Origin of the sequence: Pseudomonas sp. GM25 (assembly GCF_000282255.1) — a bacterium.
Taxonomy (GTDB): domain Bacteria; phylum Pseudomonadota; class Gammaproteobacteria; order Pseudomonadales; family Pseudomonadaceae; genus Aquipseudomonas; species Aquipseudomonas aphyarum.
The window spans coordinates 333,678-346,702 of record NZ_AKJQ01000029.1 but is presented as its reverse complement, the minus strand read 5'-3'; the positions used below and the strand labels follow the sequence as shown (position 1 = coordinate 346,702).

General features: G+C 60.2%; 11 protein-coding genes. 8 read left to right on the top strand and 3 right to left on the bottom strand.

All coding sequences use genetic code 11. From position 1 onward, the window contains the following. The first annotated feature begins 228 nt into the window (after positions 1 to 228). Positions 229 to 1,242, top strand: coding sequence for an ABC transporter substrate-binding protein (locus PMI24_RS08395; protein WP_007952795.1), 1,014 nt, complete (start codon positions 229 to 231; stop codon positions 1,240 to 1,242). A 39-nt stretch (positions 1,243 to 1,281) separates the two neighbouring features. Here PMI24_RS08395 and PMI24_RS08390 read toward each other — a convergent pair whose 3' ends face one another. Further along, a complete protein-coding gene (locus tag PMI24_RS08390; protein ID WP_007952793.1) occupies positions 1,282 to 2,202 on the bottom strand; it encodes a LysR family transcriptional regulator in 921 nt (306 codons plus the stop codon). A 180-nt stretch (positions 2,203 to 2,382) separates the two neighbouring features. On the opposite strand from PMI24_RS08390, the gene PMI24_RS08385 reads away from it, so the two are divergent. After that, positions 2,383 to 3,303: a TauD/TfdA dioxygenase family protein gene (locus tag PMI24_RS08385; protein ID WP_007952791.1), complete on the top strand. Its 921-nt coding sequence runs from the start codon at positions 2,383 to 2,385 to the stop codon at positions 3,301 to 3,303. Between the two features lie 137 nt (positions 3,304 to 3,440). Here the strand turns inward: PMI24_RS08385 and PMI24_RS08380 are convergent, their stop codons facing one another. Both PMI24_RS08380 and PMI24_RS08375 read right to left on the bottom strand, forming a co-directional pair. Next, the gene (locus PMI24_RS08380) at positions 3,441 to 5,051 is read right to left on the bottom strand and encodes an alkaline phosphatase family protein (RefSeq protein WP_007952789.1); all 1,611 of its coding nucleotides are present in this window, start codon (positions 5,049 to 5,051) and stop codon (positions 3,441 to 3,443) included. A 101-nt stretch (positions 5,052 to 5,152) separates the two neighbouring features. Beyond that, the gene (locus PMI24_RS08375) at positions 5,153 to 6,097 is read right to left on the bottom strand and encodes a LysR family transcriptional regulator (protein ID WP_007952786.1); all 945 of its coding nucleotides are present in this window, start codon (positions 6,095 to 6,097) and stop codon (positions 5,153 to 5,155) included. Between the two features lie 165 nt (positions 6,098 to 6,262). Between PMI24_RS08375 and PMI24_RS08370 the strand changes: the two genes are divergently transcribed. From PMI24_RS08370 to PMI24_RS08345, 6 genes are all read left to right on the top strand, one after another. Beyond that, entirely contained in the window at positions 6,263 to 8,623 is a 2,361-nt protein-coding gene (locus tag PMI24_RS08370) for a TonB-dependent receptor (protein WP_007952784.1), read from the top strand. 23 nt (positions 8,624 to 8,646) lie between these two features. Then, on the top strand, positions 8,647 to 9,990 hold the full coding sequence (locus PMI24_RS08365; protein ID WP_007952781.1) for an aryl-sulfate sulfotransferase: 1,344 nt from the start codon (positions 8,647 to 8,649) through the stop codon (positions 9,988 to 9,990). Between the two features lie 181 nt (positions 9,991 to 10,171). Beyond that, positions 10,172 to 10,498: a hypothetical protein gene (locus PMI24_RS08360; RefSeq protein ID WP_007952780.1), complete on the top strand. Its 327-nt coding sequence runs from the start codon at positions 10,172 to 10,174 to the stop codon at positions 10,496 to 10,498. A 379-nt stretch (positions 10,499 to 10,877) separates the two neighbouring features. Beyond that, positions 10,878 to 11,690: an energy transducer TonB gene (locus PMI24_RS08355; protein ID WP_007952777.1), complete on the top strand. Its 813-nt coding sequence runs from the start codon at positions 10,878 to 10,880 to the stop codon at positions 11,688 to 11,690. 45 nt (positions 11,691 to 11,735) lie between these two features. Further along, positions 11,736 to 12,461 (top strand): MotA/TolQ/ExbB proton channel family protein, encoded by a 726-nt coding sequence (locus tag PMI24_RS08350; protein WP_007952775.1) that lies wholly within the window; start codon positions 11,736 to 11,738, stop codon positions 12,459 to 12,461. A gap of 1 nt (position 12,462) precedes the next feature. After that, entirely contained in the window at positions 12,463 to 12,864 is a 402-nt protein-coding gene (locus tag PMI24_RS08345; protein ID WP_003220570.1) for an ExbD/TolR family protein, read from the top strand. Positions 12,865 to 13,025: the final 161 nt, after the last annotated feature.

Below are 13,025 nucleotides of genomic sequence, written 5' to 3'. Positions count from 1 at the left end.
TAATCATTTTGGAGATAAGCAGCGCCATTTAAGGCCTCCAGCCTTACGCGCATCCAATGCATTCGAAGAATATTTTCGATGCTCTCCATGCATACGGCTCTGCATGTCCCGACTTTGCTGGCTTAGCTTGAAAAGCTATAAAAATGTGCTTTTTAAGTATTTAAGCGCTGATGCGGATTGCGCCTACTTTCGGCTCCTCAATGCCCGCCGTGATCAGGAGCCGCACCCATGAACCTTCCCTTCAAACGTGTCATCAGTCTGTTTGCCGCGCCGGCGCTGGCGGGTCTGCTGGCGTTCAGCGTCCACGCCGACGAGCTCAAGGAAATCAGGATCGCTGTACCTGATCTGAGTGCGGGTACTCAACACAGTGGCGGGGGCATCGTGGACGTGCTGCGCGATCAGCAGATCTTCGAAAAGGCCTTCGCCGAGCAAGGCATCAAGATTCAGTGGAGTTTCTTCAAGGGCGCCGGGCCTGTGATCAACGAGGCGTTCGCCAACGGCCAAGTGGACCTGGCCTATCTCGGCGATCTGGCGGCCATCATCGGCAAGTCCAACGGTCTGGATACGCGCCTGCTCAGCGCCAGCGCCCGGGGCGTGAAGCAATACCTGGGCGTGGTTCCCGGCTCGGGCATCAAGACGTTGCAGGATCTCAAAGGCAAGCGCGTGGCGATCTTCCGCGGCACCGCGACCCAGTTGTCGTTCGATGCGGCGCTGGCCAGCGTGGGCCTGAGCGAGAAGGACGTGAAGGTGATCAACCTCGATTTCAACGCAGCGGTTGCGGCGCTGGCGGCGAAGCAGATCGATGCGTCGTGGGGCAGCTCCGGGCTGACTGCATTGCAGGCCAAAGGCCTGGCCGAGTTGCCGCTTAACACCAAAGACCTCGGTGGCGCCGGCAGCGTGCAGTCGGTGCTGGTGGGCACTGGCAAATTTGTCGACGGGCATCCGGAAGCCGTGGCGAAGCTGCTCAAGGCGCAGCAACAGGCGGTGGAGTGGCTGACGCAGGACAGCAACAAGGACGCTTACGTGCAGCTTGTGTCGGGACTGGCTAGTTATCCGCCAGTGATCCTGACCCAGGATCTGAAGGATCAGAACCTGAGTGAAGTATTCCCTTCGACACTGGACCCGCTGTTCCTCGAAAACCTGCAGGGCAAGGTGGATCTGGCGGCGCAGCAGAAGCTGATCCGCAAGCCGTTCAAGGTGAACGAGTGGGTGGCGCCCGAGCTGGCGGCCGCGAAGCTCTGAGTCATGTGGTCATTCCCGCGCAGAGCGTGGGAATGACCCTCAAACCGCGACGCTGATCTCCTGTTTATCCACCGCTACCAAAGTCTCGATCATCGCCCGCGCCGCTGGCGACAGCCGGTATCCCGTGCGGCTCACAATCCCGCACCGTGCATTCATGCTCTCCAGGTTCTGCGGCAGATTGCGCCAGTGCAGCAGCGCCAGCGAGCCTTGGGCGATGTCCTCGACAAACGCCTCTTCAGTGCCGACGCCAATCGCGTTGGATTGCAGCACCACTTTCACCAGCGCCGGAAAATGCTCGGTCTCGATGGTCGGTGAGAAATCGATCCGTCCGCTGAGATTCGCCAGCAGTTTGCGGATGCCCGGCGGGATCAACGTTGTCGCCAGCGGGTAGTCGAACATGTCGTTGGTCGACAGGCTTTCCTTGGCCAGCAGCGGATGCCCCGGCCGGCAGAAAAACACCCCGCGCTTGGGCGTCAGCGGCTGGGTCTGGAAGTTCGGGTCGGACTCGAAATGGCGGATGTCGGCGATGAAGAATTCGATCTCTTCGCGGCTCAGGGCGCGGCTGAGTTTTTCCCAGTTATCCACCTGAAAACAGGTGCGCACTTTCGGGTGCGCATTGATGAATTGCGCCACCGCGTCCGGCACCAGTTTCACCGCCGGCGCCGGGCCGCAACCGAAGTGCAGTTCGCCGGCGTCGAGCTTGGTCATCTGCGTCACTTCGGCGCTGAGTAATGCGGCGCCCTGCACCAGCGTCAGGGCGTGTTGCAGCACCACCTGGCCTTCGGGTGTCGGGCGCAGATCCTTGTTGCCGCGATCCACCAGCACGCAGCCGAACTCCTGCTCCAGCCCCTGAATACTGCGGCTGAACGCCGGTTGAGTGATGCCCATGGCGTCAGCCGCACGGACAAAACTGCGGTGTTCGTTGAGGGCGATGAAGTAGCGCAACTGGCGAAGATCCATATGCTTTTCCGGCATCCTAAAAATAGCTCGAAGGCATTTGCGACGAGGTTGCTTGAGGTTTTAAATGCAAGCTCTTATTCCGTCAACGAAGCATGCGAATATCTATTAGATGTAAATGGAATATAGATAGAGCGTTGTTTCGCTGCCGTCCAACCGCAAGCAGTCGATGAGGGTCTACCCATGAGCAATGCCGCACTCGCTGTAAAACCCGCTGTCCACGCGCTGGACATTCATCCGGTGGCCGGCCGTATCGGCGCCGAAATCCGTGGCGTGCACCTGTCCGGTGAGCTGGATGCCGCGACGGTTGAAGCCATTCAACAGGCGCTGATCCAGTACAAGGTCGTGTTCTTCCGCGAGCAGACCCAGCTCGACGATCAACGTCAGGAAGCCTTCGCGCACCTGCTCGGCGAGCCCGTAGCGCACCCGACCGTACCGTCCCGCGAGGGCACCCGTTACCTGCTGGAACTGGACGGCGCCGAAGGGCAGCGCGCCAACTCCTGGCACACCGACGTGACCTTCGTCGATGCCTACCCGAAAGCCTCGATCCTGCGCTCGGTGGTGGCTCCGGCGTTCGGTGGCGACACGCTGTGGGCGAACACCGCGACCGCGTACAACGAACTGCCGACTGAATTGCGTGAGCTGGCAGACAAACTGGTGGCCGTGCACAGCAACGAGTACGACTACGCCGCCGTGAAGCCGGACGTGTCGGCGGAGAAGCTTGAGCGTTATCGCAAGATCTTCACCTCGACCGTCTACGAGACCGAGCATCCGGTGGTGCGCGTGCACCCGATCAGCGGCGAAAAAAGCTTGCTGCTGGGGCATTTCGTCAAGCGCATCAAGGGCTATTCCCAGGCCGATTCGGCGCACCTGTTCGGCTTGCTGCAGAGCCATGTGATTCGCCAGGAGAACGTCGTGCGCTGGCGCTGGAAGGCCGGTGACGTGGCGATCTGGGATAACCGCTCGACGCAGCATTATGCGATTGATGATTACGGCACTCAGGATCGGGTGGTGCGTCGGGTGACGCTCAAAGGGGAAGTGCCGGTCGGGGCGAATGGGCAGCGTAGTCAGACCATCAAAGGCGCAGAAATCGTCGGTGTCTGACTGATCGTTCCCACGTCGAGGCGTCGAACCGTCTGCGTGGGAATGCCTCAATGGACGCTCTGCGTCCGCTTTGGGACGCGGAGCGTCCCGGGCTGCGTTCCCACGCAGAGCGTGGGAACGATCAACAACAATCTCAATCACCAGACGCCAATCTGAACGAGCTTCTCGGTCTCCGGCTCCCCATAACGAAACCGCTGCCCACGCAAATCAATCTCCTGATGACTGATGGTCGTGCGCCGCTTCAACCCGCGCACCCACTCGAACAGATACCCCGCATGCTCCTCGCGCACTGCCGCATACGCCGGATCAGCGCCCAGATCCTGCAGCTCCTGCGGGTCATTCAACAGATCGAAAAGCTGCGGCCGGAAGCCGTCGTACGCCAGGTATTTCCAGCGCTCGCTGCGCACCATGGTCATGCGGCAGCGGTCGATCGGCTGGCCCAGTCGCTCACGTGCCGGGGCCTGGAAGGCATAGTCGTATTCGCTGATCGCATAGCGGCGCCAGTCAGGACTTTCACCGTGCAGCAGCGGAATCAGCGAGCGACCCTCCAGTCGATGCTCGGCGCCCCTCACACCCAGCGCTTCGAGAAAGGTCGGCACGCCGTCGATGGTTTCCGCCAGGCGTTCGTCCACCGTGCCCCGCGTGACATCCGCCGCCGCACGCGGGTCGCGCACGATCAGGGGGACGCCCACCGCCTGCTCCAGCAAAAACTCCTTCTCGCCCAGCCAGTGATCGCCCAGAAAGTCGCCGTGATCGCTGGTGAACACGATCAGCGTGTCCTCCCAGCGACCGTTGCTTTGCAGGAAATCGAACAGCCGCCCCAACTGATCATCGACCTGTTTGACCAGGCCCATGTACGTCGGGATTACGTTCAGTCGTACCGGATCTTTGGAGAAATTCAGGCTTTCCTCATGCTGGCGAAAGGCCTGATAGACCGGGTGGTCGCTTGGAGAGGCATTACGTACCGGTTCGAGAATCGATTTCGTACTGTACAAGGTGTGGTATGGCGCCGGTACGATGTAGGGCCAGTGGGGTTTGATATAGGACAGGTGTAAAAACCACGGTTTTTCACCTTGCTCACCGATGAAGTCGATGGCTCGATTTGTAGTGTAGACAGTCTCTGAATGTTGCTCGGGAATTCGCGCTGGCAAATGGGCATTGCGCATTTTCCAGCCGCTGAGGATTTCGCCGTTGTCGCCTTCGGCCGCGTTGGCCCAGTCGTGCCAGGGGTTACGCCCTTCGAAACCCTGTTCCCGCAGGTAATGGGTGTAAGGCGCGGATTCGCGTTTGTCATCGAACAGTGGATCGTCCGGGAAGATGCCGTCGTGTCGAAAGTACGGCTCGAAGCCGACTTCGTTGAGCACTTCGGCCTGGGCGCTTTCGGGGTTGATCGCCAACCGCTGCAAGGCATCCACGTTGGCCGTGGCGTGGGTCTTGCCGACCAGCGCAGTACGAATGCCGTGGGGCCGCAGGTAATCGCCGATGGTCAGTTCTTCCAGCGGCAGCGGCACCGCGTTCCACGCTACTTGATGGCTGCTGACATAGCGCCCGGTGTAGGCCGACATCCGCGACGGCCCGCAGATCGTGCCCTGTGTATAGGCGCGGCTGAAACGCACGCCGGCGGCGGCCAGGCGATCGATGTTCGGGGTGTGCAGGTGTGGGTGGCCGTAGCAGGACAGGTAATCGCGGCGCAGCTGATCGCACATGATGTACAGCACGTTGCGCACGGGGTTTTGCGGGTTGGACATGGGATTCACCAGTCAGAAAGACAGGCGAGGTTTTTCGCTTTCGGCGAGGGTGTTCGGCAAGTGCATTCGGGGAATGCTTGCGATGCATGAAACGCATGGGCTCAGACGGCGAGGTTCGCCAGTGAACACACCTCTTCTTCCACCGCATCGATCGCCTTGATCTGCTCGATCATCGCCTCGGCCAACGGTGACAAGCGATACCCGGCGCGGCTGACAATTCCGTAACGGGTGTAAAGCTCCTCTAGATCATCCGCCAACCCTTCGACCTTCAAGCACACCAGTTCACCCCGGGCCTGATGCAGTGCATCCGAATAGGCGCCGACGATGCCGATCGCATCCGAACGCAACACCACGCCGAGCAGGCTGGCGCTGTTCTCGCACTCCACGTTCGGAACGAAATCCGGGCGACCACTGAGGTCGACGATGACCTTGCGCAGATTCGGCGGCCGAATGCTGACGGCCAGTGGATAACCCATCAATTGCTCGGCCGTGACCCGATCCGATGCGGCCAGCGGATGCCCGGCGCGGCAACAGAAATGCCATTTGCGCGGTCGCAAGCGGTGGGTCAGATAGTCCGGGTCCGCCTCGAAGTGGCGGGTGTCGGCAACGAAGAATTCGAACTCTTCGCTCAGCAGCCGTTTGCTCAGGCTTTGCCAGTCATCGACCTGGTAATGCACCCGCGCTTTCGGGTATCGGCCGATGAAGCTGCCGATCGCTCGCGGGATCAATCCTGCCGCTGGCGCCGGGCCGCAACCGAAGCGCAATTCCCCTGCCTCAAGCCCGTTGAACTGGCTGATCTCGTTGGCCATCTGCTGCGCACCGCTGACCAGTCGCCGCGCGTGTTCAAGCAGCACCTGGCCCTGTTTGGTCGGCGGCAATTCCTTGCGTCCGCGATCCACCAACTGGCAACCGACGCTGTGCTCCAGCGCCTGAATACTGCGGCTGAACGCCGACTGCGACAGGTTCACCGCCTGCGCGCCGGCGACGAAGCTGCGTTGTTCGGCGAGGGCGATGAAGTGTCTGAGTTGGCGCAAGTCGATATGCATTTTTCACATAAAAAATATCCGGGAAATGCATTGGATATGCATTAGGTCGACTCCTTATAAAGGCAATCTCTTATGCAGTAAATCTTTGTAAAAACATAAATAAATAACTTAAAAGAATATGCGGCACGGAAGATGTCTGCGTGTTTTTTGACCAGGAGCAGCCCCATGAGTCCGTTGAACCTCGCTTCACCGCCGCCGCCACGACGGCTCAAAAGTCTGCCTCTGGCCCTGTTGCTGGCGGGGAGTGCCAGCTGGACCCACGGCTACGCTGCGGAAACGGAAACTCCTGTGCCGGCACCGGCCGGCAAGACCGCGACCGCCACTTCGCAACTGGAAACCGTGACCGTCACCACCCGCCGTCGCGAAGAAAGTTCTCAGGACGTGCCGACGCCAATGAGCGTGGTCAGCGGCCAGACTCTGGAGACGCAACGGGTCTACCGGATTCAGGATCTGCAGCAACTGGTGCCCAGCGTCAACGTCGCCTACATGCATGCGCGCCAGTCCAGCGTGTCGATCCGGGGCCTGGGCAACAACCCGGCCAGCGATGGTCTCGAAGGCAGCGTCGGCCTGTACATCGACAACGTTTACCTGGGGCGCCCGGGGATGGCGGTGTTCGACCTGATGGACATAGAACAACTCGAAGTCCTGCGCGGGCCGCAAGGGACGTTGTTCGGCAAGAACACCACCGCCGGCGTGATCAACATCAGCACCCGCGCGCCGAGTTTCACCCCGGAACGCAGCATCGAAACCTCGGTCGGCGAGGACGGTTATTTCCAGACCAAGGGCACGATTTCCGGGCCGCTCAACGATGTGCTGGCCGGGCGTTTGTCGGCCTATCGCACCCGCAGCGACGGCGACATCAAGAACGAATTCAACGGCCATGATCTGAACGGCGGTTCCCGCGACGGCTTCCGTGCGCAGTTGCTGTTCAAGCCCAACGAAAACTTCAATCTGCGCTGGATCGGTGACTACAACGAAGAGGATTCCAGCGCCGGCACCCGCGTGCTGTACAACACCGGGCCGACCATCAACGGCGTCAATCTCTACTCGGCCCGCGCCGCCGCTGCCGGTGCGACGCTGGTCAACGGCTCGCACCGCAAGGTCAATCTGGACAATGACCAGCACGTCACCGTGCATCAGGGCGGCACGTCGGTGGAGGCCAACTGGACCCTGCCGAGCGACTTCACCCTGACCTCGGTCAGCTCCTACCGCTTCTGGAATTTCACCCCGCGCAACGATGATGGCCTCAATGTGCCGGCGACCTACAACGCCGGGGTGTCGGTGGAGGACAAACAGTATTCCCAGGAATTTCGCCTCGCATCGCCAAAAGGCGAGTTCTTCGATTACGTCCTCGGCGCCTACTATTTCGGCTCGGACCTGGACAACAAATCCTTCGCCTATTACGGCCCGCAGGCAGATATCTGGAACGGCACGCCACGGGGTGCGCTGGCCAACGTCAACAGTGTCGGCCGTGGCCATATCAAGACGGACAGTTTTGCACTGTTCGCCCAAGGCACCTGGCACCTGACTCCGCGTCTGGATTTCACCGCCGGGGTGCGTGGCACCTATGAAGAGAAGAACGCCTGGGTCAATCGTGATGCGCCGGTCGGTGGTGCTGCTGTCACGGGTGCCGCCGCTACCGCGCGACGCGGCCGGACTGGCGCCTACGATTCCGGCGACCTGAACCAGTACAGTTCCAGCCCATCCGGATTGCTCAACCTCAGCTATCGCTTCACCGATGATCTGCTCGGCTACGCCACCTTGTCTCACGGCGAAAAATCCGGCGGGGTCAACCTTGTGGTCGGCTCGGCCCCGACCGCTGGCGCAGACTCGTTGCTGATCGGCACCGAGCGCGCCAACAACGCCGAACTCGGCTTCAAGAGCACGCTGTGGGATCGGCGTTTGCAGCTCAACGCCAACGTGTTCTGGACTCAGGTCAACGCTTACCAGACCAACGCCTACGACGACGTCAACCGGGTGCAATACCTGACCAACGCCGGTTCAGTGCGCTCGCGCGGGGTCGAGTTCGAAACGACGGTTATCCCGTTGCGTGGCCTGACGCTGAACTTCAACGGCTCCTACAACGACGTCAGCTATCTCTCGTACAAGGACGCGCCGTGCCCGCCGGAAGTCAGCCAGGCACCGGGTGCTCCGGCCTCTTGCGACCTCAGCGGTCATCAGGTGGTCGGCGCCTCGAAATGGATCGGCAACGCCAACGGCAAGTACGAATGGAATCTGGATAACGGCCTGCAACCTTACGTCACCGGCAGCTACGCGTTCCGCTCCAAAGCGGTGGGCACGGTCGAAGATTCCGACTACGGCCAGATCCCGAGTTACGCGGTGGTCAATCTCTCCACCGGCCTGCGCGGCGATTTCAATCAGGGTCAGTGGGACGTCTCGCTGTGGCTGAAAAACGCCTTCGACAAAACCTACTACACGACCCTGTGGGCCGGCGGCAACGGCGGCTATGAAGGCCTGCTCGGTACGCCGCGCACCCTCGGCGTCACCGGTCGCTACGACTTCTGATCGATCCTTCAAGGAGCTGCATCATGTTGCGCATCAAAACCGCTTTACCGGTGTTGTTGTCCGGCGCAGTGCTTAGTGCCGGGGCGCTCGCCGCGCCCAGCGTCTACCCCACCGGCGTTACCCGTTACGACCCGGTCAAGGCCTTCAATCAATATGTGATCTTCAGCGGTGCCGACAAGCAGACGCACCTGATCGACATGAACGGCAACGAGGTCAAGAACTGGCCGCAGTCTGGTTTCCCGTCGGCGATCATCGACCCGCAACTGGTCGGGGGCGAGCGCGGTCATGTGTTGCTGCAACTGAGCGACAAGGATCCGGGCAAGCTCGGTTCCGCCGGCAATGGCCTGGGCAATCAGAGTGTCGGCGAGCTGGACTGGAACGGCAAAGTCGTCTGGCAGTGGGGCGACAAGGCGCCCGGTGGTGCGGCGCAACAGCATCACGATCAGCGTCGCCTGAGCAACGGCAACACCGTGGTGCTGGCGAACAAGGTGCACAAGGTCAAAGGCTTCAAGGTGCCCGAGGTGATCGACGATGCAATCTACGAAGTCAGCCCCTCCGGCGAGGTGAAATGGCAGTGGCTGGCGTCGGATCACTTGAACGAATTCGGCTTCACCACCGAGCAGTTGAAGCTGGTTCGCGCCAGTGAAAATCCCGATTACCTGCACATCAACAACCTTAGCCTGGTCGGGCCGAACAAGTGGTTCGATGCCGGCGACAAGCGCTTCAATCCGGACAACCTGCTGATCGATTCGCGCAACGCCAACTTCATCGCGATCATCGACAAGCACAGCGGCAAAGTGGTCTGGCGCCTGGGGCCGAATCTGCCGTTGGCCAATCCGAAAACCGCGCAGAAAATCCCGCGCCCGGTGGACCAGTTCGTCGGCCAGCATGACGCGCACATTATCCCGGCCGGACTGCCCGGCGCGGGCAATCTGCTGGTGTTCGACAACCAGGGTTCGGCGGGTTACCCGAACGTTACGCTGGGGCTGATTTCCGGTTCGCGGGTGCTGGAGATCGACCCGGCGAAAAATGAAATCGTCTGGCAGTACAGCGCCGCCAATTCGAAGCAGCCGGGGTGGGCGTTCTACAGCTCGTTCATCAGCAGCGCGCGGCGTCTGCCCAACGGCAATACGCTGATTGATGAGGGCATGAACGGGCGGTTTTTCCAGGTGACAGCCAGCGGTGAAAACGTCTGGGAATACGTCAGCCCTTATCTGGGCAAGGCACCGGGCAGCGACGCGATCAGCAACTGGGTCTATCGGGCCCTTCCTGTGAGTTATGACTGGGTGCCGGCAGGTACGCCGCGTTCGGAGACGGCAGTGATTGCGCCGGCCATTGGTGTGCAACAAACCAACGCCAGTCGTTAGTTATTAAGAGTCTTCCGAATCGAAATAAGTTATGAGCGACATGAATAGTGCATATAGCAATTTCGTTGAAAAGTCGCGTGGACAATAAATGAATGTCCAACCATCCTGAGTGTCGTGAGTTTCCAGGAGGAAACTTGCTCTCATCGGAAGACACTTATCCAACGATAAAGGAAATCTCGTTATGTCGAGCATTAATGGCAACTATGTAAACGCTAACGCTGGCGCCAAACTGACGATCACCGATGGCAACGACTCCAACGGCACCTTCAGCGGCAAGTTCAGCCAGAACGGCGTGAACTACGACATCGCGTACGGTCACTATCACTTTCAGAACAGCACCGGGCAGCCTACGATCATTACTTTCGCGGCTCTGAATGACGGCACCGGCTATCAGTCCTGGACGCTGTTCTCGCCGGATCACAACTACTCGAAAGTTCGCGCGGTGGGTTCGCGTACCAACTTTGACGGTGATGTAGTCGGTCTGGCCGGGGAGTTTGTGAAGCAATAAGAAATTCTGTAAATCGAAGGCCGATGCATTAAACATGCATCGGCCTTTTTATTTGCCTTTTGAAAAGTTCGTCAACTATCACCTTGGCATTAGTTGTCACTGAATCCCGGGTCACCGATAACCCGATGCCTTGGATGAATACTTTTTATGCCGGGAAAGCATGTCGATTCCGGCGAATCGCTGGAAGCCTTGCAGGCCGTGGCTTTGGCGGAAATGACTGTTTCATATATTCCATAAACGTCTATTCATAACATGAAAGATTACTTTCGGAGATAAGCGTCTAGCTCAATGATTGACCCATCGATCACGCCGTGGGGGATTCAACAAGCGGCGAATCGGCTACGCGAAAAAACGCAAAGAGACCGCAGGGAGTAAATCAATGGGCAATGTCCAGACCGCCGCCAGTGCACAGGAGGTGCTGTGGCGCCAGGCGCCGAGCGGCGAGTTGGTCGATCTCGGCCGGCCCCATCGCGTGCCGTTGGGGCAGCTGCGTTTGCAGCGCGCGCCCAAGGGCATTCTGAGCCGCCGCGAAACGATTCTGCTCGGCGTTCTGGCGCTGGTGGTGCATGGCGCGGTGATCTACTGGATCACCCAGCATCCGACACCGGCGCTGCCGATCGTGCCGCCGGAAATTCCACCGATGACCATCGAGTTTTCGCGCCCGGCGCCACCGGCACCACCTGTGGTTGTACCGCCACCACCGGCACCGGTGGTCGAGCCTCCGCCACCGGTGGAGGACGAACTGGCAACCAAGCCACCACCGAAACCGAAGCCGATTCCCAAACCGAAACCGGTCGCCAAACCTGTACCGAAACCAGCGCCAAAAGCGGTCGAGCAACCACCGGCTCCGCCACAACCGGCCGCTCCGGTCGCCGCGCCAGCGCCACCTGCACCACCGGCGCCTGCTCCGGTGACGCCGGCCTCGGCCAACGCGGCGTACCTGAAGAACCCGGCGCCGGAGTATCCGTCGCTGGCCCAGCGTCGCGGTTGGGAAGGCACGGTGTTGCTGCGGGTGCATGTGTTGGCCAGCGGCAAACCGGGCGAGATCCAGATTCAGAAAAGCAGTGGTCGGCAACAGCTCGACGACGCGGCGCTGGACGCCGTGAAGCGCTGGAGCTTCGTGCCGGCCAAGCAGGGTGATGTCGCCCAGGACGGCTGGGTCAGCGTACCCATCGATTTCAAGATTCATTAAACCGAAACCAATTTCGCGCTAAACGTTTACACGAGGGAACACATCATGACGTTACTGGCATCTCCACTGGAATCCATCGAAAGCGCGGTGATCTGGCTGCTGGTGGTCTTCTCTGTCGCCACCTGGGGCCTGGCATTGCTCAAGGCGCTGCAGTTCGGCCGGTTGAAGGCGCAGGACCGCAAATTTCACAAGCGCTTCTGGGCGGCGTCGAGTCTGGACTCCGCCGCCGAGTTGAGCGAAACCCAGCCCGGCGCGGCAGCGCGGGTGGCACAGGCCGGTTATGCGGCGATCCAGGTGGGCGAGGCGCCGCAGGCCAATGACCTGAGCCAGGCGATCAACCATCAGGATCGCCTCGAACGTGCCTTGCGTCAGCAGATCGTCCGCGAGCGCCGTTCGCTGGAAACCGGTCTGGCAGTGGTCGCGAGTATTGGCAGCACCTCGCCGTTTATTGGTCTGTTCGGTACGGTGTGGGGGATCATGGAAGCGTTGAAAGGCATCAGCGCGGCAGGCTCGGCGAGCCTGGAAACGGTCGCAGGGCCCATCGGTGCAGCGCTGGTCGCCACCGGTGTGGGGATCGCGGTCGCGGTGCCGGCGGTGCTGGTTTACAACTACTTTTTGCGTCGTCTGAAACTGACGGCGGCGGATCTGGACGACTTTGCCCACGACTTCTACAGCCTGGCGCAAAAGAGCTCGTTCCGCGTGTTGATCCACCCGACCGCGCACAAGGCTGCGGCTCAGGGCAACGCAACAAAAGTGAAGGAGGCGTCCTGATATGGCCTTCTCCACGCAAGACAGCGACGAGGTGCTGAGCGAGATCAACGTGACGCCGCTGGTGGACGTGATGCTGGTGCTGCTGGTGGTGTTCATCGTCACCGCGCCACTGCTGACCAACGCGATACCGATCAACCTGCCGAAGACCGAAGCGGTGGCGCCGGTCGAGCAGAAAGACCCGTTGGTGGTAAGTATCGACGGTGCTGGAAAACTGTTTATCAACAAGGACGAAATCCAGCCGGATCTGCTGGAGTTCAACCTCAAATCGGCCAAGGCCAAGGACCCGGAAGTGCGCGTGCAATTGCAGGCCGACGACGGGGTGAATTACGGCGAAGTGGCGCGAGCCATGGCTTCGATTGAGCGGGCAGGCATCACCAAGCTGTCGGTGATCACTGCACGATAAGGGTTTCACGTTTTTCCGGGGCCGTCTCCTTGGCAGGGTGCGGCCCCTTTTTTTGCCCAATACTTAATATTCTTTTCAGGTCTTAATAAATAGCTTCTTATTCCTTAACGAATATAAATCCCGTCCCTATACTCGTTCAGGAACAGACACGACGCAGGAGA